At 69.4% G+C, this 24,413-nt stretch carries 16 protein-coding genes and 4 tRNA genes; 9 read left to right on the top strand and 11 right to left on the bottom strand.

The window, feature by feature from the left end; translation table 11 throughout:
• Window position 1: 1 nt before the first annotated feature.
• From phaE to J5226_RS15600, 3 genes are all read right to left on the bottom strand, one after another.
• Window positions 2-1,267 carry a class III poly(R)-hydroxyalkanoic acid synthase subunit PhaE gene (gene phaE, locus J5226_RS15610; protein ID WP_215835365.1) on the bottom strand — a complete coding sequence of 422 codons (1,266 nt, stop codon included), beginning with the start codon at window positions 1,265-1,267 and terminating at the stop codon, window positions 2-4.
• A 224-nt stretch (window positions 1,268-1,491) separates the two neighbouring features.
• The gene (locus tag J5226_RS15605) at window positions 1,492-2,106 is read right to left on the bottom strand and encodes a CDP-alcohol phosphatidyltransferase family protein (RefSeq protein WP_215835364.1); all 615 of its coding nucleotides are present in this window, start codon (window positions 2,104-2,106) and stop codon (window positions 1,492-1,494) included.
• A 221-nt stretch (window positions 2,107-2,327) separates the two neighbouring features.
• Window positions 2,328-4,262 carry a 3-hydroxybutyrate oligomer hydrolase family protein gene (locus J5226_RS15600; protein WP_215835363.1) on the bottom strand — a complete coding sequence of 645 codons (1,935 nt, stop codon included), beginning with the start codon at window positions 4,260-4,262 and terminating at the stop codon, window positions 2,328-2,330.
• Window positions 4,263-4,374: 112 nt separating this feature from the next.
• On the opposite strand from J5226_RS15600, the gene J5226_RS15595 reads away from it, so the two are divergent.
• Complete coding sequence (locus tag J5226_RS15595; protein WP_215835362.1) at window positions 4,375-5,037, top strand: response regulator transcription factor; 663 nt, start codon at window positions 4,375-4,377, stop codon at window positions 5,035-5,037.
• Between the two features lie 426 nt (window positions 5,038-5,463).
• On the opposite strand, the gene J5226_RS15590 is transcribed toward J5226_RS15595, so the two are convergent.
• Window positions 5,464-8,796: a PAS-domain containing protein gene (locus tag J5226_RS15590; protein ID WP_215840453.1), complete on the bottom strand. Its 3,333-nt coding sequence runs from the start codon at window positions 8,794-8,796 to the stop codon at window positions 5,464-5,466.
• A gap of 427 nt (window positions 8,797-9,223) precedes the next feature.
• Window positions 9,224-11,470, bottom strand: coding sequence for a TonB-dependent receptor (locus tag J5226_RS15585; protein WP_255322807.1), 2,247 nt, complete (start codon window positions 11,468-11,470; stop codon window positions 9,224-9,226).
• A gap of 265 nt (window positions 11,471-11,735) precedes the next feature.
• Between J5226_RS15585 and J5226_RS15580 the strand changes: the two genes are divergently transcribed.
• The 7 genes from J5226_RS15580 to J5226_RS15550 all read left to right on the top strand — a co-directional run bounded on the left by J5226_RS15580 (window position 11,736) and on the right by J5226_RS15550 (window position 19,336).
• Window positions 11,736-13,133 carry a GntP family permease gene (locus J5226_RS15580; RefSeq protein WP_215835361.1) on the top strand — a complete coding sequence of 466 codons (1,398 nt, stop codon included), beginning with the start codon at window positions 11,736-11,738 and terminating at the stop codon, window positions 13,131-13,133.
• Window positions 13,134-13,383: 250 nt separating this feature from the next.
• Window positions 13,384-14,295 carry an STM4015 family protein gene (locus J5226_RS15575; protein ID WP_215835360.1) on the top strand — a complete coding sequence of 304 codons (912 nt, stop codon included), beginning with the start codon at window positions 13,384-13,386 and terminating at the stop codon, window positions 14,293-14,295.
• A gap of 25 nt (window positions 14,296-14,320) precedes the next feature.
• Entirely contained in the window at window positions 14,321-15,451 is a 1,131-nt protein-coding gene (locus J5226_RS15570) for an STM4014 family protein (RefSeq protein ID WP_215840451.1), read from the top strand.
• Window positions 15,444-16,277 (top strand): STM4013/SEN3800 family hydrolase, encoded by an 834-nt coding sequence (locus J5226_RS15565; RefSeq protein WP_215835359.1) that lies wholly within the window; start codon window positions 15,444-15,446, stop codon window positions 16,275-16,277. Before J5226_RS15570 ends, J5226_RS15565 begins: the two co-directional genes overlap by 8 nt.
• A complete protein-coding gene (locus J5226_RS15560; protein WP_215835358.1) occupies window positions 16,274-17,650 on the top strand; it encodes an STM4012 family radical SAM protein in 1,377 nt (458 codons plus the stop codon). Before J5226_RS15565 ends, J5226_RS15560 begins: the two co-directional genes overlap by 4 nt.
• A 3-nt stretch (window positions 17,651-17,653) precedes the next feature.
• Entirely contained in the window at window positions 17,654-18,505 is an 852-nt protein-coding gene (locus J5226_RS15555; RefSeq protein ID WP_215835357.1) for an STM4011 family radical SAM protein, read from the top strand.
• Window positions 18,506-18,598: 93 nt separating this feature from the next.
• On the top strand, window positions 18,599-19,336 hold the full coding sequence (locus J5226_RS15550) for a hypothetical protein (protein WP_215835356.1): 738 nt from the start codon (window positions 18,599-18,601) through the stop codon (window positions 19,334-19,336).
• Between the two features lie 296 nt (window positions 19,337-19,632).
• Here J5226_RS15550 and J5226_RS15545 read toward each other — a convergent pair.
• The 6 genes from J5226_RS15545 to J5226_RS15520 form a co-directional block, all read right to left on the bottom strand.
• Window positions 19,633-19,708 (bottom strand) — tRNA-Glu (locus J5226_RS15545).
• Window positions 19,709-19,766: 58 nt separating this feature from the next.
• Window positions 19,767-19,842, bottom strand: a tRNA-Ala gene (locus tag J5226_RS15540).
• 89 nt (window positions 19,843-19,931) lie between these two features.
• Window positions 19,932-20,007 (bottom strand) — tRNA-Glu (locus J5226_RS15535).
• A gap of 50 nt (window positions 20,008-20,057) precedes the next feature.
• Window positions 20,058-20,133 (bottom strand) — tRNA-Ala (locus J5226_RS15530).
• A gap of 45 nt (window positions 20,134-20,178) precedes the next feature.
• A complete protein-coding gene (locus J5226_RS15525) occupies window positions 20,179-20,730 on the bottom strand; it encodes a DUF1249 domain-containing protein (RefSeq protein WP_215835355.1) in 552 nt (183 codons plus the stop codon).
• A gap of 320 nt (window positions 20,731-21,050) precedes the next feature.
• Window positions 21,051-21,872 (bottom strand): pyruvate, water dikinase regulatory protein, encoded by an 822-nt coding sequence (locus tag J5226_RS15520; RefSeq protein ID WP_215835354.1) that lies wholly within the window; start codon window positions 21,870-21,872, stop codon window positions 21,051-21,053.
• A gap of 158 nt (window positions 21,873-22,030) precedes the next feature.
• Here J5226_RS15520 and ppsA point away from each other — a divergent pair, with 158 nt between their 5' ends.
• Window positions 22,031-24,409, top strand: a complete 2,379-nt coding sequence (ppsA, locus tag J5226_RS15515; RefSeq protein WP_215835353.1) for a phosphoenolpyruvate synthase — start codon at window positions 22,031-22,033, stop codon at window positions 24,407-24,409.
• Window positions 24,410-24,413 lie beyond the last annotated feature (4 nt).

The following is a 24,413-nucleotide window of genomic DNA, read 5'->3' as shown; positions in this document are numbered from 1 at the left end:
CTCAGCGCGCTCCCTGCTTGGCGGACTTGGCCGGCTTCACGGACTTGCCCGACTTCGCGGGCGCGGCGGCGCGCTTGGCCGGAGCGGCGGCTTTCGCGGCCGCGGGCTTGGCCGGCGGTTGCGGGCGGGCGATGGCGGTTTTCTTCGCGGCGGGCTTGCCGGTGGCAGGCTTGCTGGCGGCGGGCTTGCTCGCGGCGGCCGAACGGCTCGGCGCCGGCGCGGCGGCCTGGGCCGTGCGCGGCTTGGCCGCGGCGGCCTGCTTCGCCGCCGGCTTGGAAGCTGCCTTGGGCGCGGGCTTGGACGGCGGTTCGGCCGCGGCGTCGCGGCCGCGCGCGTCGAGCAATTCGTCGCGCAAACGGCGCAGCTCGCGTTCGAGCTGGACGATCTTGCGGTGCGCCGCGTCGATCTCGGTGCGGGTCGGAATGCCGAACTGGGTGCTGGCCTGCTCGATTTCCTTCTGCACGCCGCCGCGCAGGCGCATCTGCGAATTCACCAGCGCCGCGTAGGCGTCGCGGAAGCGCGGCGACAGCGCGATCTCGGCGTACGCGTCCTCGGCCGCGTCGATCCACAGATCGAACAAGGCGCGCGCGCTGCCGATCTGCCGGCCGGGCTCGCTGCGTTCGGCCAGCTTGTCCTCGAAGCGCTTGAACGCGTCCTGACCGGCTTCGGCCATCAGCGCGTTGTAGGCCTGGCTTTGCTGCTGATAGTTGAGATAGGCCTGGGCCAGTTGCTGCACGCGCTCTTGATGCTCGCGCGCGAAACCGAACGCGGGCAGGCCGAGCAGGCTGCTGCCGCCATCGCGCATGCGTTCCAGGAACGGCTTGACCTGTTCGACCCAACGGGCGAAATCCTGCTGGCCCGGGCCGCGCATCGCGCCGAACACGTCGGCGAAGGGATTGGCGCCCTGCCCGCCCAGCGCCTGCTTCCAGGCGCCGGCGATGTCGGCGGCGGAGGCGTCGCGGCCGGCGAACTGCGCGGCCAGCTTCTGGATTTCGCCGAACCAACCGCGCGCCTGACTGTTGAAGCGGTCGAGCGTGTCCTCGACCTGCGGCTGGGCGCCGCCGCGGGCGAGCTGCGACCACCAGTTCAGCGCCTCGTTCCAGCCCGGGATCGAGGGCTGCGCGGGCGGCTGCGGCGCGGCGCCGCGCATCATCTCGCCCCATGCGCCCCAGTACTGACGCGCGAGGCGCTCGAAGTCCTGCGGATTGAAACCTGCGCCGGCGCCGAAATCGCCGGGGTTGTTCGAGCCGAAACCGAAATTCGCCATCGCCGCCTCCAGGGTTTGCGCCGATGATAGCAACGGCGCGTTGCCGGGCGCTGCTTGTGCGCTGGGGCACATAACGGCGTGAATGCGGCGGTTGCGCGCGAGTTTCGACGATGCCGCGTAGGAGCGGCGCGAGCCGCGACCGCGAATCGCGGCGTCCGGCGCAAGATTGGAACACTGCGGTCGCGGCTCGCGGCGCTCCTACAGGAAGCGCGATGCGGAATCGCTCAGGGCTTCGGAATGTGCAGCGTCTTGCTGATCATCAACGAGCCCGACAGCGCGAACATCAGCACCAGCGGATGGAACAGCCACGGGCCGATGCGCACGCCGCCGAACCACAAATCCGCGCCGATCGCGCCCTGCCACGCCGCCACCGCCAGCACGATCACCAGCAACAGGCTGGTCGGGATCGGCGTGCCTTCGAAGTATTTGACCTTGCCTTCGTCGCCGGCCAGCGCTTCGGCGGTGACGTTGTAGCGCGCCAGACGGCTGACGCCGCAGCCGACGAAATAGCTCAACACCACCCAGTCCCACCCGCCCTGCAGGCCGCAGGCGTAGGCCAGCGCGGCCGGGGCGACGCCGAAGGAGATCACGTCGGCCAGCGAATCGAGCTCGCGCCCGAGCGTGGACGAGGACTTGCGCCAGCGCGCCACCCGCCCGTCGAGCGCGTCGAACACGAACGCCAGCGGGATCAAGGCCATGCCGATCATCAGGTGGCGCACCTGCCCGTCCTGCAGGAAGCGCATCGCGGCGAAGATCGCGCCGGTGCCGCAGAAGGCGTTGGCGAGGGTGAACCAATCCGCGAGGTGGAACTCGCGGAGCATCGAAAAGTGACGCGGCATGCGGAGCGACTCCGTGGCGGGCGGCCACGCGGCCGCCTGAGGGCGTTCAGCCTGCCAAAGCCGGCGCGTGCGCCGCAAGAGGCTGAAGTCGCAAGCGCGCCGCGCGCGATGCGTACGGCGCGGCATTCGCGACGCCGGGCCTGAATCCCGGCGCAATGCCGGCCGTGCGCGCCGGCTCGGTTCAGCGGTTTACATCGGCGCCGGCGCGTCGATCCGGCGGCTTACTTCGGCACCGCCAGATTCTGCGCCTGCAAGCCCTGCCCTTGCGCGCGCGGCACGGTGTCGATCACCGCGTCGCCCGGCAGCGCCGCGCCGCCGGCCAGATGCGCGTCGACCCGGTCCAGCGCCGCGTACACGTATGGCAGCAGCGGCAGGTAACGCGCGCCCAGCGTCGGCAGGCCGAGGAAGGCGTCGAAGTGCTGCACGTTCTTGACCTGCCAATAAGTCACCTGCGCCCCGGCCTTGCGCGCCATCGCCACGTACGGCGCGCTGCTGAACGCCGGCGGGATCAGGCCGTCGTCGAGGCCGTGCACCACCACCACCGGCAAGCCCTTGCGCGGCGCGCCGGCGCGGGTCTGTTCGACGCCCTTGCGCACGCGCTCGCCGGCCGCCTTCAGGCCGGCTTTGTCGGCGTCCGCGCGCAGCGGCTGGCCGGTCCACAGCTCGCGCAATCCGGCCAGCGACTGCAGGCGCGGCGCGCCGGCGGGGCCGAACAACTGCACGCCGGCACCGGGCGGAATGCCGCTGGCGTCGGCCCACCACGCCGCGCGTTCGGTTTCGCTGGCCGCGCGCGGCGCCGGCGGCGCGTCGGCGGCGGCGGCCGGCGTGGCGGTCGAATAGGCATACGCCACCCACGGTTGATTCGCCGCGCCGGTTTCGCGCGCGACCGGCGCGTAGCGGCCGTAAGACGAGGCGTAGGTCGCCGCGACCGCGCGCCACAGATCGAAGTTCACCGACAGCGCGCCGGCGCGCAGCGCGTCGTCGCTCCAGCCGTCGCCGCGCATGCGCTCGTACGCGGCCTGCGCGCGCGCGGCGGTGTCGCCGGCGCGCGCGGCGTCGCCGAGCAAGCCGTGTTCGGCGGCGAAATCGCAGAACGATTGCGCGCTGTCGCCGCTCAGCGGCGCCACCGGCATCGCGCCGAGCGGCTTGTGCAGCAGCGCGCACGGCATCAGCAGCGCGGCTTGGGTGGTGTAGTCGTACAACGGCCGCGCGCCTTGCACGTAGACGTTGGGTTCGCCGGCGACCACCGCGTCGAGCCACGGCTCCTCGCCCAACTCGGCCGCGCGCAGCACCGCGCCGCCGCCGTTGGAGATGCCGACCGCGATCACCCGGGTATTGGCCCAGGTGAACGGCGCGGCGTCGGGAAACGCGCGGTCCAGCGCGCGCAGCGCGAAGCGCGCGGCCTGCTGCACGTGGCGGCCCCAATCGGCTTCGGGGTTGTCCTGCGAATGCGCGTGCTTGAACGCGACGCCGCCGGCCTTGCGCGCCTGCGCGTCGGGCAGGAACGCCAGTTCGCCGTCGCCGGGCTTGCCGACGGTGCCGTCGGCGCGCACGCCGACGCCGGCGTCGAGATCGAAATAATCGGTGCCCGCGCCCTTGTCGGTGTAGGCGACCGCGCAGCCCTTCGGCAAACCCCAGGCGCCGGCCACGGCGATGGAACCGTAGATGCCGCGCGACCCCGACGAGGCGCTGACCACGACGCAGCGCTTGTCGCGGTCGAACCCGTCGGGCACCTGCACCAGCACGCGGTGCGGCTGATGCGCGCCGGGCACGCGCGCGAACGCGCTGTACTCGCGGCCGGGCACGTTGGCCAGGCTGCCGTAAAGTTCGCCGTAGCCGCCGCCGGGCGCGAGATCGGCGATGCCGCGCCAGTTCGACCACAGCGCGCGGCGGCGCAGTTCCGCGGCGCTGGGATGGGCGGCGTCGGCGAACGCCGGCGGCGTCATCGCGCGCAGGCCGTCCAGGCCGAGGCCGGCGGTCAACAAGTCGTCGCTGTCGCGGTGGTCGGTCTGGCGTTCCTGCGTGTACATCGCGACGGAGTCCTGTGCGGCCGGTCGGGCGGCTTTGCGCGCCGGGGCGGCGCTGGCGGCGCCGGCCGTGCAGGCCAGCAGCAAGGAGGCGGCCAGGGCCGCGGTGCGTAAGGTGTGGGCGCTCATCCGCGCAGGCTAGCAATCCGCCGGCGCGCGCTCATCGTACTTTGGTACACCTGCGCCCGGCGCCCGCGCGCGCCGCGCTCCCGTCCCGCTCCGGCCTGCTAGGCTAAACGCGATGCCGACCCTGCTGATCGCCGACGACCACCCGCTGTTCCGCGCTGCGCTGCGTCAGGCCGCCGCCGACGCGGTGCCCGAGACCGTGGTGCGCGAAGCCGGCACGCTCGACGACGCGCTGGCCGCGCTGGAAGCCGAACCCGGCATCGATCTGGTCCTGCTGGATCTGCACATGCCCGGCAACCACGGCCTCGCCGGCCTCGCCGCGATCCGCGCCCAGTTCCCCGGCACCGCGGTGGCCGTGGTCTCGGCCAACGACGATCCGCGCGTGGTGCGGCGCGCGCTCGACCACGGCGCCGCCGGTTACCTGCCCAAGAGCTCGGGCCTGGACGAACTGCGCGACGCGATCCGCGCGGTGCTGGCCTGCGAGCAATGGCTGCCGGCCTCGCTGCGCGCGGCGGTCGCGCGCACCCACAGCGAACGCGGCGACGCCGATCTCGCTTCGCGCTTGGCCAGTCTCTCGCCGCAGCAGTTCCGGGTCCTGACCCTGGTCGCGCAAGGCCTGCTCAACAAGCAGATCGCCGACCGCCTGGAAGTCCAGGAGCGCACGGTCAAGGCGCATCTGTCGGCGATCTTCGACCGTCTGGGCGTGCGCAACCGGACGCAGGCGGGCGTGGTGCTGCGCGAGCTGGAGCTGGCGGATCCGGCGCGGCGGATGGAGTAAGCGAGAGCAAGGGAATAAGGGAATAAGGGAATAAGGGAATAAGGGAATAAGGGAATAAGGGAATAAGGGGAACGAAGGGAACGGGGAATGGCGGGAACGCCGGTCTCGTCGGCGCTTCGACCGCGCCCGCCCCTCGATTCCCTCCATTCCCCTCTTTCCCTCCATTCCCCTCTTTCCCTTTGCTCCCTTCTTCCCGCTCTCCCGCCCTAGCCGCTCACCCACACTCACGTCAAGCTCTCCCGCCCTCACTCCAACCGCCGATGTTGTCCACACAGCCTGTGGACAAACCTGCGGACAGTGGGGGTCGGACAGGGCTGAAGCCTTTGTTACATAAGCGTTGCAACAGATTTGGCGAAAAAATCGCCAGCGGATTTCAGACGGCCGTCGCGGAACCGAAGTCGGGCCGTTCCGGCCGGCTTTACCCGTTCATCGCGCCGCGGCGGCGCCGGCGAGGAGCCGGTCGAGCACCGACTTCAGCGCCAGCGGCTTGACCGGCTTGGTCAGCAGCGAGCGGCCGGCCGCGTGCACCGCCGCGCGCACCTGCGCGCCGCCGTCGGCGCTGAGCAGCAGGCACGGCGGCGCGCCGAACTCGGGCTCCAGGCGCTGGGCCAGGGCCACGCCGGTGTCGTCGCGGTCGAGGTGGAAGTCGAACAGCCACAGCTGCGCCGGCGCCGCGCGCAAGGCCGCGCGCGCGCCGGCTTCGTCGGCGGCGGTGGCGACTTCGCAGCCCCAGCGCCGCAACACTTCGCCCAACGCCGCCAGCGCCTGCGCGTCGTTGTCGACCGCGAGCACGCGCAAGCCCGCGAACGCGCCGCGCGCGCCGGCCGGCAGCGGCGCCTGCGCCGCGCGCACCGCGGCCACGCGCACGCCGAACGCGGTGCCGCGGCCGACCCGGCTGCGCAGGCTCAACGGCGCGTCGAGCAACTGCGCGATGCGGTCGGCGATCGACAAGCCGAGCCCCAGCCCCTGCCCCGGCGCGTCCTGGCCGCGGCGGAATTCCTCGAAGATCGCCTCGCGCTGCGCCGGATCGATGCCCGGACCGGTGTCGTGCACTTCGATGCGCAAGCCGCCCGCGCCGCGGCGCACGCCCAGCAACACCCGCCCCTGCGCGGTGTAGCGCACCGCGTTGGCGAGGAAGTTCTGCAGCACCCGCCGCAGCAATTGCGGATCGCTGCGCGTCCACGCGAGCGTGGGCACGTAGCGGAAACGCAGGCCGCGCGCGGCGGCGATGGCGGCGAATTGCGCGGCGAGCGGATCCAGCACTTCGGCCAGCGGAAATTCGCGCGGTTGCGGCACCAAACCGCCGGCTTGCAAACGCGACATATCGAGCAGCCCGGTGAGCAGATCGCCGGTGGACTCCAGCGCGCCGCCGATGCGCGCGACGGTGTCGCGCTGGGCCGGATCGACCACCTGCTGGCTCAGCGCATCGGCGAACAACTGCGCGGCGTGCAAGGGCTGCATCAGATCGTGGCCGACCGCGGCGAGGAAGCGGCTCTTGGCCTCGTTGGCGCGCTGCGCTTCCTGCGTCGCGACCTCCAGATCCGCGGTGCGCTCGGCCACGCGCTGCTCCAGGGTTTCGTTGGCCTGGATCAATCCGGCCTCGGCGCGGCGGAACGCGGTGACATCGGTGAAGGTGGCGACGAAACCGCCGCCCGGCATCGGGTTGCCGCGGATTTCCAGAATGCTGCCGTCGGCGAGCACGCGTTCGGACAAATGCGCGGTGCCGGCGCGCATGTACGCCAGCCGCCGCTGCAGCGCGCCTTCCAGATCGCCCTGGAACGGCAGCCGGTGCATCGCCCAGCGCGCCAGATCGGCGATGGGACGGCCGACCTGCAACAGGTCCGGCGGGAAATCGAACAGTTCGGCGTAACGGCGATTCCACGCCACCAGATGCAGCTGCGCATCGACCACGCTGATGCCCTGGCTCATGTTCTGCAGCGCCGCTTCGAGCACGCGCTGGTTGAAGCGCAAATCCGCCGAGGCTTCGCCGACGATCGCCGCGACCGTGTCCAGATCGCGCCCGGCCTCGCGCCGCGCCGCGTCGAGCAGCACCCGCGCCGACGACGACCCCAGCACCGCGGCCAGTTCGCGCTCCACGCCCGCTTCCACCGCCGCCGCCACCGGCGCGCCGGTCGGCACGCCGTCGAGCAGCTGCGCCACGCGTTCGCGCGGCAGGAAGCGCAGGCCGGCGTCGCGCAGGGTCTGCGCGTCGAGCCCGCGGCGCGCGCGCTTGGCCGGCTCGCGCCGCCACAGCGCGGCCAGCACGGTGACCAGGGTGCCGACGAACAAGCTCGCGCCGACCGCGCGGCCGAGCCGGCTCCAACCGGTCAGACCGAACAAGCGCTCCGGCGCCAGCCATTCCATCCCCAGCGGCCCCTGCGCGAACCACGCCGGCGCGGCGCCGCGCACCTCGAACAGCATCGGCAGCAACAACGTCCAGCACCACACCGCGAAGCCCGCGGCGATGCCGGCGATGGCCGCGCGCGCCGGCGTCTGCGGTCGCCACACCGCGAACGCCAGCGCCGGCGCCAGCGTCGCCAGCGCCGAGAACGAGACCGCGCCGACGTCGGCCAATGCTTCGCTGCCGGCGATCAAACGGCTGTAGCCCCAGGCCAGCAGCATGATCGCGACGATGCCGCCGCGGCGCAGCGCCAGCACCCGTCCGCGCAGGTCGCGGTTGCGCGACCACGCGCCGCGCAGCAGGTTCGGCGCGAACCAGTGGTTGCCGATCATCAGGCTCAAGGTCAGCGTGCTGACCACGACCATGCCGGTGGCGGCGCTGAGCCCGCCGAGAAACGCGAACAGCGCCAGCCCTTGCTGGCCCTGCGCCAGCGGCAGCGCCAGCACGTACAAGTCCGACGGCACCTGCGAACCGAGCAGGCGCTGGCCGAGCATCGCCACCGGCAGCACCGGCGCTGCGATCAGCAGCAGGTACAGCGGGAACTGCCAGCGCGCGGTGCGCACGTGGCGCTCGTCGCGGCATTCGACCACGCCGACGTGGAACTGGTGCGGCAGGATGAACATCGCCAGCGCGCCGAGAAACACCAGCGGCGCGAAACCGCCGGCCGGATCGCCCGCCGGCGCGGGCGCGGCGGGCGCCGGCGGCAGCGCGTCCAGGCCGAGCCAGACGAAGCCGCCCAGCGCCAGCATCGCCGCCAGCTTGAACACCGACTCGAACGCCATCGCCAGCACCAGCCCGCGATTGTGCTCGGCCGCGCTGGCGCGGCGGGTGCCGAACAGCATCGCGAACAAGGCCATCGCCAGCGCCACGTACAGCGCGCTGTCGCGCCACGCCGGCAGCGCGGCGCCGTCGGTGGCGTGGGTGGTGAGCATGGCGAAGCTCATCGCCACCGCTTTCAATTGCAGGGCGATGTAGGGAATCAGGCCGAGCGCGGCGACCAAGGTCACCAACGCGGCCAGCCACGCGTCCTTGCCCAGGCGGGTGGCGATCAGATCGGCCAGCGAGGTCGCATTGGTCTCGCGCGCCAGCCGCACCAGCTTGACCATGAAGCCCACGGCCAGCGCGTAGAACAGGATCGAGCCGAGAAACGTCGGCGGCAGCGGCCAACCGTAGCGCGCGGCCTGGGTGACGGTGCCGTAGAAGGTCCAGGAGGTGCAGTGCACCGCCAGCGACAGCGCGTAGATGTGATGCCAGTGGCGCGCCAGCACCCCGGGCCGGCGTTCGGCGAACAGCGCAGTGCCGAACATCAACGCCAGCCACGCCAGACTGGCGAAGGCGACGGTGGCGAGGCTCAGCATGGGCATGAGGCGTGGCGCATCGGCGCAGGATAGCGGGGGCGCGGAGCGCGGAACAGCCGGCCGCTGGCGCGGTTGCGAAGGCGCCTTGTAGGAGCGGCGTGAGCCGCGACCCACCGCAGCGATTGACGTAAGCGCATCCGCCGAAGCCGGGCTGCGTCACGCGTTGGTCTGAAGGCGGCCGATTGCCGGTATCTTCGGGTCGCTTCGCTTGCGTTAGCGGCTTCGGTTGGTCGCGGCTTACGCCGCTCCTACAGTCGCTGCGTTGCGCATCGCGCGAACGTAAAAGCGAACGGGGCGTCCCTGCCCCGTTCCCAACCCTGGCGGCGCTCGGCATTCGCGCGCCGCCGAATAAACCGGGCCTGCGTCCCCAGGAACGCAGGCCCGACGCGGCGTCCCGGCCGCACTCCCCACGCTTGCTTGGAACGAATCAGAAGTCGTACTTGACCGTCACCGAGTACTGGCGCGGCGGACCGTAGAAGCCGGTGTAGACGCCCAGCGCCGAATTCAGGCTGTAACCGGTGGTGCGGTATTCCTTGTCGGCGAGGTTGCTGCCCTGCAGCGACACCGTCCACGGGCCCTTGCCCTTCCAGGTCACGCCGGCGTTGATCAGGCCGTAACCGTCCTGGGTGATCGGCTTGGCGCCGGTGCGCACGATCTCGGTGGTGGCGACCACTTCGCTCTGATAGCTGTAGCCCACGCGCGCCGACAGGTTGCTGCCGTCGGACAGGTCGGTGCGGTATTCGACGTTGAGCGCGCCGGAGAACTCGGGCGCGTTGGTGAATTCCTGTTCCTTGGCGATGTTGACGCCGGCGTACATGAATTCGTCGTACTTCGCGTCGAGCCAGGCGAGGTTGCCCGAGATCAGCCAGTTGCGCGTCGGCAGCCACTGGTACTCGACTTCCAGGCCCTGCACCGTGCCCTTGCCGGCGTTGGTGAAGTCGCCGAAGAACGCGTCGTTGGTGCCGTCGCCGTTGCTGTCGTAGGCGGTGAACACCGACAGCTGGATGTCCTTGTACTTGTTGTGGAAGTACGACAGGTTCAAGAACAGGCGCTGATCGAAAAACGCCATCTTGCTGCCGAGTTCGTAGCTGTCGACGACCTCGTCGTCGAACGGATCGGCCGAGCGCGGCACCGCCGCGGCCTGGGCGCGGATGTTGTAGCCGCCGGACTTGAAGCCGCGGGTGGCCAGGCCGTACAGCAGGATGTCCGGGGTGATCTGGTAATCCAGCGACACCTTCGGCGAGGTGTTCTTGAAGTTGATCTTGCGGTCGAAATTGGCCGCGATCACGCCGCTGGGAATGGTGAAGTTCGGGTCGCGATAGCCCTGGTTGAACACCTTGGCGCGCTTGTCCTCGTCGGTGTAGCGCGCGCCGACGTCGAGCTTGAGCTTGTCGGTCAGGTCGAACGTCCAGTCGGCGTAGAACGCCAGCGACTCGGTGTAGACCGTGCCCTGGGTGTCGCCGAAGCTGAGGTTGAAGAAGTTGTTGAGCACCTGCCCGCCGGCTTCGCCGTCGAAGGCGTAAATGCCCATGACGCCGCGGGCGCGGCCGCCGGCATCGTAATTGGCCTGCAGTTCGTGGCTGACCTGCTGATCGCTGTAGAACGCCTTCACGTCGGCGACCTTGTTCGGCAAGGTGTCGAAGTCGATGTTGGTCTCGGTGTCGGACTCGCGCTTGGCCAGCACGTACTTGAACGTCCAGTCCTCGTTGGCGCGCCAGTTCACCACCGCCGAAGCGCCCTTGATCGTGGTGTCGTTGATGTTGGGCATGCCGCTGCGGATGTCGTAGCGGCTGTCCAGCGGCGCGAAGCCCGGGGCGAAGCGGTTGGGCGCGAGCATCTTGGCGCCGCGCACGCCGGATTGGTCGTCCATCCAGTCGAACGCGAACTGGATGTCGAGCGAATCGCTGACGTAGGCGCCGAGGCTGCCGCGCAGCGCCAGCACTTCCTTGTCGCTGACGTCCTGGCCGGTGAAGCGGTTCTTGCCGAAGCCGTCGCGGTTGAGGCTGGCGACCGACAAGCGGCCGCGCAAGGTGGCGTCGCCGCCCAGGGTCGGGCCGCCGATCGGGCCGGCGACCGCGGCCTTGACGTCGAGCTGGCCGTAATTGCCGGCGGTGACCGAAGCGAAGCCGCCGAACTGGGTCGGCAGGCCGCGCGAGATGTACTTGATCGCGCCGCCGATGGTGTTCTTGCCGTACAGCGTGCCCTGCGGGCCGCGCAGCACTTCGATGCGCTCGACGTCGAACACGTCGAGCAGCGCGCCTTGCGGACGGGCGATGTAGACATCGTCCATGTAGATGCCCACGCCCGGGTCCACGCCCCACAGCGGATCGGACTGGCCGACGCCGCGGATGTAGGCGGTGATGGTGCTGCTGGAACCGCGTGCGGCGTAGATGGTCAGGTTCGGCACCTGCGCGTCGAGGTCGCTGAGATCCTCGATGTTGAGCCGGTCCAGCGCCTCGGGCGTGAACGCGGTGATCGCCACCGGCACTTCCTGCAGGGTTTCCTCGCGCTTGCGCGCGGTGACGGTCAGCCCGCCCAGGGTCTTGGCGTCGGTCGACGCCGGCGCGGCGTCCTGCGCCCAGGCCGCCGGCGCCAACAAGGCGAAGGCGACCGCGGTGGCGAGCGCGCCGCGGCGGGCGCCGCTGACGCGGGAGTGTCGGTTGATGCGGATCACGATGCTGTTCCCTCCCCCGGGAGTCGATGCTTAAGTCGATGCGAGCGTCGGCATGCAAAGCGCTGCGCCGCCGCCGGCGAATGCGTGCGCGGAAGTCGCGCGCGGCGTCGGCGCCGCGCAGTCCCCCGTCATGGCGCACAGCCTAGGAGCCGGCCGCCGCGCCCGGCAGCTGTACCTTCGGACAATGCCTGCCGCGCGGCCGCATTGCCGACACTGCGCGCAGCCGGGCCCGACGCCCGCGCCGCAATGAGGGGAATCCGAACCGATGGCGTTTTTGATCGTGCTGGCCGCGCTGTGCTTCCTGATGTACGTCGCTTACCGCGGCCACAGCGTGATCCTGTTCGCGCCGGTCGCCGCGCTCGGCGCGGTGTTGCTGACCGACCCGTCGCTGGTCGCGCCGATGTTCACCGGCCTGTTCATGGACAAGATGGTCGGCTTCCTCAAGCTGTATTTCCCGGTGTTTTTGCTCGGCGCGATCTTCGGCAAACTGATCGAGACCTCGGGCTTCTCCAAATCCATCGTCGCCGCGACCATCCGTCTGGTCGGACGCGAACGCGCCATGCTCGCCATCGTCGCGGTGTGCGCGCTGCTGACCTACGGCGGCGTGTCGCTGTTCGTGGTGGTGTTCGCGGTCTATCCCTTCGCCGCCGAGCTGTTCCGCCAAAGCGACATCCCCAAGCGGCTGATCCCCGGCACCATCGCGCTGGGCGCGTTCACCTTCACCATGGACGCGCTGCCGGGCACGCCGCAGATCCAGAACATCATTCCGACCGCGTTCTTCGGCACCAACACCTGGGCCGCGCCGATCCTCGGCTGCATCGGCGGCGTGTTCATCCTGATCGTCGGCCTGTTCTATCTGAACTGGCGCCGCCGCGCCGCGCTCAAGGCCGGCGAAGGCTACGGCACCGATCTGGTCAACGAACCCGCGCCGTTCGCCGGCGGCCAGCTCGCCCATCCCTTGATCGCGGTCGCGCCGCTGGTCATCGTCGGCGTCGCCAACAAGCTCTTCAGCGAATGGCTGCCGCAGGCCTACGGCAAGCAGCACAGCTTCGACCCGGCGGTGATCGGCGACGCCGCGCCAGTGGTCCAGGACGTATCCAAGATCGCCGCGATCTGGGCGGTGGAAGGCGCGCTGCTGCTCGGCATCGCCGCGGTGCTGGCGTTCGCCTGGAAGCCGGTGACGGCGAGCTTCGCCGAAGGCAGCAAGGCGGCCATCGGCGGCGCGCTGCTGGCGGCGATGAACACCGCCAGCGAGTACGGTTTCGGCGCGGTGATCGCAGCGCTGCCGGGCTTTTTGGTGGTCGCCAACGCGCTCGGCGCGATTCCCAATCCGCTGGTCAACGAAGCGGTGACCGTCACCGCGTTGGCCGGCATCACCGGCTCGGCCTCCGGCGGCATGAGCATCGCCCTGGCGGCGATGTCGGAGACCTTCATCGCCAACGCCCACGCCGCCAACATCCCGATGGAGGTGTTGCACCGCGTCGCCTCGATGGCCTCCGGCGGCATGGACACCTTGCCGCACAACGGCGCGGTCATCACCTTGCTGGCGGTGACCGGCTTGACCCACCGGCAGGCGTACAAGGACGTTTTCGCGATCACGCTGATCAAGACCGCGGCGGTGTTCGTGGTGATCGCGACGTTCTACGCCACCGGGCTGGTCTGAGGCGTGCCCCGTGTAGGAGCGGCGTAAGCCGCGGCCAACCGCAGCAACGCCCATACCACTCAACCCACCGAAGCCCGGACAATCGGGCTTCGGCCTTTTCCGCTTCACCGGGCTTCGGATCGACCGCTTGCGTACGTCGCTGCGGTTGGTCGCGGCTCACGCCGCTCCTACAGGCAGCCACGGTTACATCGTCCAGCGCTCTTGGGTATGCTTCGGCCTCGTTTACCCCAATGCAGGCAAGGAGCCCCACGTGACCATCGGCGAGTACTCGCAGATCTACCGCGGCAAACGCGTCGTCGAATTCCGCATGGGCGCCACGCCCGCCGGCGGCGACGTGGTCTACCGGCTGACCCAGGACTACGACAGCGAAGAGAGCCAGCGCGCCCTGCTCGACGATTTCCTGTCCAAGGTCGATCCGGCCGGGCTGGAAGCGCTGATCGTCGGCGCGTGGAGCGAGGCCCACGACGAAGGCCCGCAGGGGTATCTCGACGCGCTGATCGAATACCGCGCCAAGCTGCCCAAGCTCACCGCGCTGTTCATCGGCGACATGACTTACGAGGACTGCGAGATCTCCTGGATCATCCAGACCTCCTACAACCCGCTGCTGGCCGCGTTCCCGCAACTGCAGTCGCTGCGCATCCGCGGCTCCAGCAATCTGGAACTGCAGGCGTTCTCGCACGCCGCGCTGGAGGAACTGACGATCGAATGCGGCGGCCTGCCGAGCAAGATCGTCGAGGCCCTCGCCGGCTCCACCCTGCCCGCGCTCAAGCACCTGGAACTGTGGCTGGGCAGCGACAACTACGGTTTCGACGGCAGCGTCGCCGACTACCAGAACCTGCTCGAAAAGCTCGGCCCCGAGCGCCTGCGCTACCTGGGCCTGCGCGATTCGCAAATCAGCGACGATTTGGCCGTGTGGCTGGCGCAGCAACCGTGGCTGGGCTCGCTGCAGAGCCTGGATCTGTCGCTGGGCACCATCGGCGACGTCGGCGCGCAGGCGCTGGCCGAAAGCCCGCACCTGGGCGCGCTGGAACGCATCGACCTGAGCCATCACTACATCTCCGAGCAATGGCAGGCCAAGCTGCGCGCGCTGCCGTGCCAGGTGGTGCTGGACGATCCCGAAGAAGAGGACGACGGCGACCGCTACGTGGCGGTGTCCGAGTAAGGACGTGGCGCCGCCGGGCTGGCTGCTGATCGGTCCGCGCGACAGCCGCCGCCTGCGGGGGCTGCAACAGGCCCTGCGCGAGCGCGGCCTGCCCGCGGCCGAGGAACTGCATTACGAAGACCTGCTCGCCGCGCCGCAGCGCGCGGCCGAGCGCATCGACGCGCGGCCCGGCGCGCTGGTCAAGATCGAATCGCCGGGCGAAGCGCCGGCGCTGCACGCGGCGCTGATCGAACGCGGCTGGCGCGCGCTCGGCGGCGACGGCGCGGCGCCGCGGCCGCTGCGGCATGGCGAATTGGCGCATCAGCACTACTGGTACGCCGGTTTTCGCGCACTGCTCGACGCCCTGCCCGCGCGCGCCGGCTACCTCAATCCGCCCGATGACATCGCCGGCATGAGCGACAAACTCGCCTGCCAGCGCCGCCTGCGCGCGCAAGGCATCGCGATTCCGCCGCTGCTCGGCGAGATCGACGGCTACGAATCGCTGCAGGCGCTGCTGCGCGAACACGCCGCGGACCAAGTCTTCGTCAAGGCCCGCTACGGCTCGTCCGGCGCGGGCGTGTTGGCGTATCGGCGCAACCGATCGGGCGGCGAAGCGGCTTACGGTTCGGCCGAGCTGAGCGAAGACGGCGGCGAAACCCGCGTGTTCAATTCGCTCAAGCCGCGCCGTTACGACGACGGCGCGCGCATCACCCGGCTGATCGACGCGATCGCCGCGCAAGGCGCCTACGTCGAGCGCTGGATTCCCAAGCCGCGCGCGCCGGACGGCGACGGCGGCCATTACGACATCCGCGCGGTCGCGCTCGACGGTTTCCTGCGCCACCGCGTCGCCCGCGTCGGCTCCGGCCCGCTGACCAACCTGCACCTGGGCAACCGCCGCGGCGCATTGGCGCAGTGGCTCGACGACGCGGCCATGCACGCGCTGGAAATCGCCACCCAGCAAGCGGCGATGGCGTTCCCGCGCAGCCGCATGATCGGCTTCGACCTGATCCTGCGCGAAGGCCGCAGTTGGGTGCTGGAAGCCAACGCCTTCGGCGATCTGCTGATCGATCTGCCGTGGCAAGGCCTGAGCACGTACCAGGATCAGGCGCTGCTGCGCCCGGTGCCCGCGCCGTACTCGCCGCAAGCGCCGCACGCGCCGGAGCCCGCCCATGCCTGAGGCCGGCGCACGCTACGACAATCCCGATATGCGCGGCGTGGTCGGCCAGCGCGACTTGCTGCTGATCACGCTCGACACCCTGCGCTTCGACGCGGCGCAAGCCTGCTTCGACGCCGGCGAACTGCCGGTGCTGTCGCAGCACCTGCACGCCGGCGGCTGGGAGCGCCGCCACACCCCGGGCAGCTTCACCTACGCCGCGCACGCCGCGTTCTTCGCCGGCTTCCTGCCCACGCCCGCGCGCCCCGGCCCGCACCCGCGCCTGTTCGCGCTGGAGTTCGAGGGCAGCGAAACCACCGCCGCCGGCACCCATGTGTTCCGCGACCGCGCCGACATCGTCTCGGGCCTGCGCGACGCCGGCTATCACGCGATCTGCATCGGCGGCGTCGGCTTCTTCAACAAGCGCAATCCGCTGGGCTCGCAGTTTCCGAACCTGTTCGACGAAAGCCACTGGCATCCCGGCTTGGGCGTGACCGCGCCGGATTCGACCGAGCGCCAGGTCGCGCTGGCCTGCGAACGCCTGTGCAGCGACGAACTGCGCGACAAGCGCTGCTTCGTCTTCGTCAACGTCTCCGCCCTGCACCAACCCAACCGCCACTACTTGCCCGGCAGCGAAACCGACAGCTACGCCACTCACCGCGCCGCGCTGCGTTACGTCGATGCCGCGCTGGCGCCGCTGCTGGCCGCGCTGCGCGCCCGCGGCGGCGCCTTCGCCATCGTCTGCTCCGACCACGGCACCGCCTACGGCGAGGACGGCTTCCACGGCCACCGCCTCGCCCACGACACGGTGATGACCGTGCCCTACGCGCATTTCCTCCTCGATCCATGAACGCCGTCGTCCACGAACCCACCGCCCCGAGCCTGAGCGAGCTGCTGCGCCTGCCGCCGTATCAGGCCTATTCGTACTCCTACCCGCACAAGACCGCCTATCGCCCCCTGCAGCCGCCGCGCGATCTGCGCGAGCTGTGGGCCGGCGAAGCGCGCGATTCGCTGTTCCTGTACCTGCACGTGCCGTTCTGCAGCTACCGCTGCGGCTTCTGCAATCTGTTCGCGCTGGCGCGGCCGGAGCCGGCCAAGGTCGAGCGCTATCTCGAACAGATGGAGCGGCAACTGCGCGCCACCGCGCAGGCGCTGGGCGAACACCGCTTCGTCCGCTTCGCGGTCGGCGGCGGCACGCCGAGCTATCTCGACGCGGCGCAGTTGCGGCGCTTGTTCGATCTCGTCGAACGCCACGCGAACGTCGATCTGCATGCGATCCCGGCCGGCATCGAGGTGTCGCCGGAAACCGTCGACGCCGAGAAAATGCAGCTGTGCCGCGAGCGCGGCATCGACCGCGTCAGCATGGGCATCCAGAGCTTCAGCGAAGCCGAAGTGCGCGCGCTGGTACGGCCGCAGCAGCGCGCCACGGTCGAACAGGCCATCGCCGCGATCCGCGCCGCCGGCATCGCCACGCTCAATCTCGATCTGATCTACGGCATCGCCGGGCAAACGGTCGCCAGCTTCCTCGCCTCCGTCGACAGCGCGCTCGAACACCGTCCCGAAGAGTTGTATCTCTATCCGCTGTACGTGCGGCCGCTGACCGGCCTGGGCCGGATCGAAGCCAAGGCCGGCGCGCGTTTGCCGCTGCAAGCCGAGCCGATGGACGAGCGCCTCGCCTTGTACGAAGCCGGCCGCGACCGTTTGCTCGCCGCCGGCTACCAGCAAGTGTCGATGCGCATGTTCCGCGCGCCGCATGCGCCCGACGTTGCCGCGCCGGTGTATTGCTGCCAAAGCGACGGCATGATCGGCATCGGCTGCGGCGCGCGTTCGTATGCGTCGAGCCTGCATTACTCCAGCGAGTACGGCGTGGCCCGGCGCAGCGTCGCCGAGATCCTCGATCACTACCTCGAACGCGACGAAGCCTCCTTCGCGGTCGCCGACTACGGCATCGCCGTGGGCGAGGAAGAACGCCGGCGCCGCCACGCGATCCAGTCGCTGTTGATCCGCCCCGGCCTGGACCGCGCCGATTACCGCCGCCGCTTCGGCGCCGACTGCCTCGACCACCTGCCGCAACTGCGCGAATTGTTCGCCCACGGCCTCGCGGTCGAAAACGGCGAGCTGATCGAGCTCACCGACGCCGGCCTCGCCCGCGCCGACACCATCGGCCCGTGGCTGGCCTCGTCCGCCATCGTCCAGCGCATGCGCGACTACCGCCTGGGCTGAGCCATGCATCTGTCCGTGCTCTATCGCGGCCGCCTGAGCAGTTGCAATTACGATTGCGGCTACTGCCCGTTCGCCAAGACCTACGACAGCCGCGAAGCGCTGCGCCGCGACGCCGCCGACCTCGCCCGCTTCGTCGAGTGGGCCGGGCGGCAAGAGATGGAACTGTCGGTGCTGTTCACGCCCTGGGGCGAGGGCCTGGTGCGCCGCCACTACCGCGAGGCGATGATCGCGCTGAGCCGCTTGCCGCGGCTGCGCCGGGTCGCGATCCAGACCAATCTCTGCGTCGGCCTGCGCTGGCTGGAAGACGCGGATCTGAGCAAGCTCGCGCTGTGGTGTACCTACCACCCGACCCAGGTGACCCGCGCCGCCTTCCTCGCCCGCTGCCGCGAGCTGAGCCGGCGCGGCGTGCGCCACAGCGTCGGCATGGTCGGGCTGATCGAAGACCTCGACGAAATCGAGGCGATGCGGCGCGAACTGCCGGCCGCGACGCCGATGTGGGTCAACGCCTTCGACCCGCGCCCGCCGGATTACTACGACGCCGCGCAGATCGCCCGGATCGAGGCGATCGACCCGCACTTCCGCTACAACCTCGCGCCCTCGCCGAGCCTCGGCGCGCCCTGCCTGACCGGCGACACCGTGGTGTCGGTGGACGGCGACGGCGCGGTGCGCCGCTGTCATTTCGTCGCCGAGCCCTTGGGCAACCTCTACGACGGCAGCTTCGCCGCCCACCTGCGCGCCCGCGCCTGCCCGAACGCGCGCTGCGACTGCTACATCGGCTACGCCCACCGCCCGGACCTGCCGTTCCAGCGCGATTACGCCGGCGGCGTACTGGAACGCGTGCCCTCGTTCGTCTAGCTGTAGCGGCGGTCGCCCTCGCGGCCGCCCCGGGCCATCGACCCGCCGCCGCACCGAGCGGCCCCGGCCTCCACTTCCGCAAAGGACCGCAACATGACCGCCTCCCCTCTGTCCAAAGCCCTTCTCGCCGCCTTGTTGATTCCGGCCGTGCTCGCGCCGGCCTGCTTCGCCCCGGCCGAAGCCGCCAAGCCGTCCAAATCCAAGGCCGCCAAGGCCGCCGCGCCCAAGAACACGCTCAAGCCCGAGCAGGTCGCCGAGCTTTACGCGCGCATCGCGCTCAAGCACGACGCCGACGCGACCGCGCGGATCAACGACTATCTGCGCCCGCTGTACTCCAACGGCGAGAACGCGATCGCCCTGCACGACGAAGCCGGCATGGACGCGCAGTACGACGGCTTCGCCGACGCGATCCTCGAAGACATGCCCAAGGTCGACAAGAAGAAGGCCAAGCCGGCCTTGGCCGCGGCGATCAAGCGGGTCAACGTGCTCGCCTCCGGCGCCGAATGCCGCGGCGTGTCGAACCGCGAATACGCCAACGAGCACGTCAAGAACGCGCGCATCGCCGACGTCGCGATGGAATGCACGGTGCCGCTGATCGGCAAGCGCTTGCAGGAAGTGCTGGCGGGCAAGGGCGATCCGGCCAAGCTCAAGACCAAGAAGCTGCTCGAGGGCGTCGCCGAGTTCGACCGTTCGCTCGGCCAGGCCGGCAGCCACGCGATCGAGGCGACGATGACGCTGTACGCCGACGGCAAGGGCAAGCCGTGGTCGACCGGCGGGTATGAGGACATCGTCGAGACGGTGCACAACGGCATGTACGCGCCGGCGGAGTAAGGCCGGCGTTGCGGGAAGCGCGCATCGCCGCCGGGTGGCGGCGGTGCGGGCGGAGGTTCGCAGGCGCCCTGCGGTACGCAGCAACGACGGAGTTTCGGCGTAATCGCGTCGTCGCGGTCGCGGCTCGCGCCGCTCCTACAGTCGGAGACGAACCGTCCGCAACCCCTGTAGGAGCGGCGCGAGCCGCGACCGCGACAACGCACCCACGACGAATCTCCCCGCCCCGCCATCCGAGCCGACGATATTCGCCGGACAAAATAAAAACCCCCGACTCTTTCGAGCCGGGGGTATTTATTTGGCGTCCCCACGGGGATTCGAACCCCGGTCGCTACCGTGAAAGGGTAATGTCCTAGGCCTCTAGACGATGGGGACAAAGCTGGTTTGAAGTATCCCTGCGGCTTTTCGAAACCCTTTCACGCGTTCGAAAAGTTGGTGGAGCCAGCCGGGATCGAACCGGCGACCTCCTGCATGCCATGCAGGCGCTCTCCCAGCTGAGCTATGGCCCCACGCGCTGGAAACTCTCTGTGCAACATCAAAAACCCCAAAACCGCAGGGCTTCAACATAAAACCCCCTGGCCAGGGGGTTTTGTTTAAGTGGCGTCCCCACGGGGATTCGAACCCCGGTCGCTACCGTGAAAGGGTAATGTCCTAGGCCTCTAGACGATGGGGACAAACCTTTGAAACTTCATTCCCCTCGAAACCCTTTCACCAGTTCGAGGAGTGGTGGAGCCAGCCGGGATCGAACCGGCGACCTCCTGCATGCCATGCAGGCGCTCTCCCAGCTGAGCTATGGCCCCACGGGCTGGAAAGACGAACATCTTAGCGGGCGTTCAGCGAAGTCGTCAAGCGTTCATCGCTGAATTTTTTGCCGCTCCGTTGTGCCCTGCTCCGAGAGGATTGTCCTCATCGGGAGCCGGCGACACCGGGTCGAGTTCGACGGGGCGCAATCTTGTCATGCCATGCCCGCGTTCGGCTAGATACTCGAGCCACTTTCCTAAAAAAGTATTCATGCGCATGCGATGGCCGAGCACTTGCGCGGGCGGCGGGTACATGCCGATCACGTCCTGCCAGCGCCGTCCGACGTAGCAGTGCGTGGCTTCGAGCTGATGCGCGTCGTGGTACAGGCGCAGATACGCGGAAGGATCGGGCTCGCCGGTGAGCGGATCGAGCACCGCGTAGGTCAAGCGCAACTCGGTGGTGTAGCGATGCTGCTCGAGCACGTCCAGGCGCAGATCCAGGCCGTCGCCGACCTGCGACAGATACACGCCGCGGGCGAGCCCGGCGGGCTCGAACATGCGCGTGAGGCGTTCGTGATTCTCCGCGTACAGGCCCATCAGCCAGCCGAAACGGCTGAGCTTGGGGATGCGCGCGAAACGGGAGGCGGCTTGCGTCATGCACGCGATCCTACACGCCTGGAGGCGTTCGCGGCAGGATTGACGGAATGACGAAAAACCCTTAATTTATAGGCTCTTTCGCGATGTCGGCGGGCACGGCGGAATCGCTCCGCGAACGGCCGCCCCGCCCGCCTCCATTCAGCATCGCGCATCCCCACGACGTCCCTGCTCCGCCGCCTCGATGCGGCAGCCTCGCCCACGCGCATCGCGCCGGCCGCGACGCCGCGCGAACGCCATCGCACAACGCAAAAAAGCCCGGCTCGCCTGCGCGCGCCGGGCTTTTCGCATCGCCCAGGCCGCACCGGGCCTGAACGCCTCGTTCAGAACATCTCGCGATGGATCCCCAGCGTGGTCATCACCTTGCTGGCGATCTCCTCGATCGAGGTATGAGTGGTGCTGAGCGTGGGAATGCGCTCGGCGCGGAACATCGCTTCGGCCGCGGCGACCTCGCTCTTGCAGGTCTCGAACTTGGCATAGCGCGAATTCGGCCGGCGTTCCTGGCGGATCTGCTGCAAGCGCACCGGATCGATGGTCAGCCCGAACAGCTTCTGCCGGAACGGCCGCAGCCGCGGCGGCAGGCGGTCGTGTTCGAGGTCTTCCTCGGTCAGCGGATAGTTGGCCGCGCGCACGCCGTAGTGCAGGGCCAGATACACGCAGGTCGGGGTTTTGCCGGCGCGCGAGACCGCCACCAGGATCAGGTCGGCCTCGTTGTAGTCCACGCTCTGCCCGTCGTCGTGGGTCAGGGCGTAGTTCATGGCGTTGATGCGGCGGTGATAGGTGTCGAAATCGACGATGCCGTGGGCCTGGTTGATGCGGCGCTGGCGGGTCTCGTGCAGCTCGCGCTCCAGCGGCTCGATGAACGGCGCGAAAACGTCGAGCATCAGCGCCCCGCTCTCGGCCAGGGCCGCGCCGACCTCGCCGTCCATGCAGGAATTGATCACCACCGGGCGCACCCCGTAGCTCACCGCGGCCTCGCGGATCTTGCCGGCCGCCTCCTGCGCCCGCTCGACGGTATCCACGAACGCGATGCGGTCGGTGACGAAGCGGGTGTCGGTGAATTGGGTCAACAGGCTGTGGCCGATGGTCTCGGCGGTGATGCCGGTGCCGTCGGAAACGTAGAAGACCGGGCGGGTTCCTGCCATCGATAACCTCGTCTAAGAAAACGGTGCCAGTCGGAAAAAGCCCGGGGGCCAGTACAAAAAGCCCGCCGGATCAAGCTTGTATGCCCCGGACGCACGGGCGATCATATCGTCTTGGCCGCGCTCCCACGCGTCCTAGTCCCCCTCGGAGATAGTGTGTCTTGAACGAGAACATCCTCTGGCTGCACGCGCTGCGCCTCCACGACCTGGCCCGCGTCGGCGGCAAGAACTCCTCGCTTGGCGAGATGATCGGCAACCTGGCCAACCTGGGCGTATCGGTTCCCGGCGGTTACGCCACCACCGCCGAGGCCTTCAAGGCCTTCATCGCGCATAACGATCTGCACCAGCGCATCTACGACAAGCTCGCCACGCTCGACGTGGAAGACGTGCCGGCGCTGACCGCGGCCGGCGGCGAAATCCGCGGCTGGGTCATCGACGCGCCGTTGCAGCCCGATCTGGACAAGGACATCCGCGCGGCTTACCGCACGCTCTGCGACGAGAACGGCGGCGGCGACGTCGCCGTCGCGGTGCGCTCCTCGGCCACCGCCGAAGACCTGCCCGACGCCTCCTTCGCCGGCCAGCAGGAAACCTTCCTCAACGTGACCGGCGAAGACGACGTCGTGCACAAGGTCAAGGAAGTCTTCGCCAGCCTCTACAACGACCGCGCCATCGCTTACCGCGTGCACCACGGCTTCAAGCACGAGGACGTGTTCCTGTCCGCCGGCGTGCAGCTGATGGTCCGCTCCGACGTCGGCGCGTCCGGCGTGTTGTTCACCCTGGACACCGAGTCGGGCTTCCGCGACGTGGTGTTCATCACCTCGAGCTACGGCCTGGGCGAGATGGTCGTGCAGGGCGCGGTCAATCCCGACGAGTTCTACGTCTACAAGCCCACCCTGAGCCAGGGCAAGCCGGCGATCCTGCGCCGCGCCGTCGGCGCCAAGCAGCTGCGCATGGTCTATTCCAGCCAGCCCGGCGAGCGCGTGCGCACCGAGGACACGCCGGCCGAGCTGCGCGCGAAGTTCTCGATCACCGACGAGGACGTGCACGAACTGGCCAAGCAAGCGCTGGTGATCGAAAAGCATTACGGCCGCCCGATGGACGTGGAATGGGCGAAGGACGGCGTCAGCGGCAAGCTGTTCATCGTCCAGGCGCGCCCGGAAACGGTGAAGTCGCGCGCCAAGGCCACCCAGATCGAGCGCTACCAGCTCGGCCAGCGCGGCACCGTCATCGCCGAAGGCCGCGCCATCGGCCAGAAGATCGGCAGCGGCGTGGCGCGCGTGGTGCGCAGCCTCGACGACATGAGCCGGGTGCAGCCGGGCGACGTGCTGGTCGCCGACATGACCGATCCCGATTGGGAGCCGGTGATGAAGCGCGCCGCCGCGATCGTCACCAACCGCGGCGGCCGCACCTGCCACGCGGCGATCATCGCGCGCGAACTCGGCGTGCCGGCGGTCGTCGGCACCGGCAACGGGCTCGACACGATCAAGGAAGGCGAGACCGTCACCATCAGCTGCGCCGAAGGCGACACCGGCTACATCTACGGCGGCGCCCTGCCCTTCGAGCGCCACGTCGCCGATCTCGACAAGATGCCGCCGGCGCCGCTCAAGGTGATGATGAACGTCGCCAACCCCGAGCGCGCGTTCGACTTCGCCATGCTGCCCAACGCCGGCGTCGGCCTGGCGCGGCTGGAGATGATCATCGCCAGCCACATCGGCATCCACCCGAAGGCGCTGCTGGAATACGCCGCGCAGGACGCGGCGACCAAGAAGAAGATCGACGAGAAGATCGCCGGCTACGGCGGCGACCCGGTGCAGTTCTACGTGGACCGCCTGGCCGAGGGCATCGCCACCATCACGGCCTCGTTCGCGCCGAACCCGGTGATCGTGCGCCTGTCGGACTTCAAGTCCAACGAATACGCCAACCTGATCGGCGGCTCGCGCTACGAGCCGCACGAAGAGAACCCGATGATCGGCTTCCGCGGCGCCAGCCGTTACGTCGATCCGAGCTTCTCCGACGCCTTCGCCCTGGAATGCCAGGCGGTGCTGAAGGTGCGCGAGCAGATGGGCCTGACCAACTGCTGGATCATGATCCCGTTCGTGCGCACGCTCGACGAGGGCCGCCGCGTGATCGAGGTGCTCGAAAAGAACGGCCTCAAGAAGGGCGAGAACGGCCTGCAGATCATCATGATGTGCGAGGTCCCCTCGAACGCGCTGCTGGCCGACGAGTTCCTGGAGATCTTCGACGGTTTCTCGATCGGCTCCAACGACCTCACCCAGCTCAGCCTCGGCCTGGACCGCGACTCGGCGATCGTCGCCCAGCTGTTCGACGAACGCGATCCGGCGGTGAAGAAGCTGCTGGCGATGGCGATCTCGTCGGCGCGCGCCAAGGGCAAGTACGTCGGCATCTGCGGCCAGGGCCCGAGCGATCACCCCGATCTGGCCGAGTGGCTGATGCAGCAAGGCATCGAGTCGGTGTCGCTGAATCCCGACACGGTCGTCGACACCTGGCTGCGTCTGGCCAAGGTCAAGGCGCAGGCCTGAGTCC

It is taken from the genome of Lysobacter sp. K5869, from assembly GCF_018847975.1.
Classification (GTDB): Bacteria; Pseudomonadota; Gammaproteobacteria; order Xanthomonadales; family Xanthomonadaceae; genus Lysobacter.
Note: the sequence above shows the minus strand (reverse complement) of the source record. Positions and strands in the feature narration are given on the sequence as shown.

Bases quoted from the DNA above. Each gene is read 5' to 3' on its own strand.
- phaE (WP_215835365.1), bottom strand. From the start codon at position 1,267: ATGGCGAATTTCGGTTTCGGCTCGAACAACCCCGGCGATTTCGGCGCC.
- J5226_RS15605 (WP_215835364.1), bottom strand. From the start codon at position 2,106: ATGCCGCGTCACTTTTCGATGCTCCGCGAGTTCCACCTCGCGGATTGG.
- J5226_RS15600 (WP_215835363.1), bottom strand. From the start codon at position 4,262: ATGAGCGCCCACACCTTACGCACCGCGGCCCTGGCCGCCTCCTTGCTG.
- J5226_RS15595 (WP_215835362.1), top strand. From the start codon at position 4,375: ATGCCGACCCTGCTGATCGCCGACGACCACCCGCTGTTCCGCGCTGCG.
- J5226_RS15590 (WP_215840453.1), bottom strand. From the start codon at position 8,796: ATGCTGAGCCTCGCCACCGTCGCCTTCGCCAGTCTGGCGTGGCTGGCG.
- J5226_RS15580 (WP_215835361.1), top strand. From the start codon at position 11,736: ATGGCGTTTTTGATCGTGCTGGCCGCGCTGTGCTTCCTGATGTACGTC.
- J5226_RS15565 (WP_215835359.1), top strand. From the start codon at position 15,444: ATGCCTGAGGCCGGCGCACGCTACGACAATCCCGATATGCGCGGCGTG.
- J5226_RS15560 (WP_215835358.1), top strand. From the start codon at position 16,274: ATGAACGCCGTCGTCCACGAACCCACCGCCCCGAGCCTGAGCGAGCTG.
- J5226_RS15555 (WP_215835357.1), top strand. From the start codon at position 17,654: ATGCATCTGTCCGTGCTCTATCGCGGCCGCCTGAGCAGTTGCAATTAC.
- J5226_RS15550 (WP_215835356.1), top strand. From the start codon at position 18,599: ATGACCGCCTCCCCTCTGTCCAAAGCCCTTCTCGCCGCCTTGTTGATT.
- J5226_RS15525 (WP_215835355.1), bottom strand. From the start codon at position 20,730: ATGACGCAAGCCGCCTCCCGTTTCGCGCGCATCCCCAAGCTCAGCCGT.
- J5226_RS15520 (WP_215835354.1), bottom strand. From the start codon at position 21,872: ATGGCAGGAACCCGCCCGGTCTTCTACGTTTCCGACGGCACCGGCATC.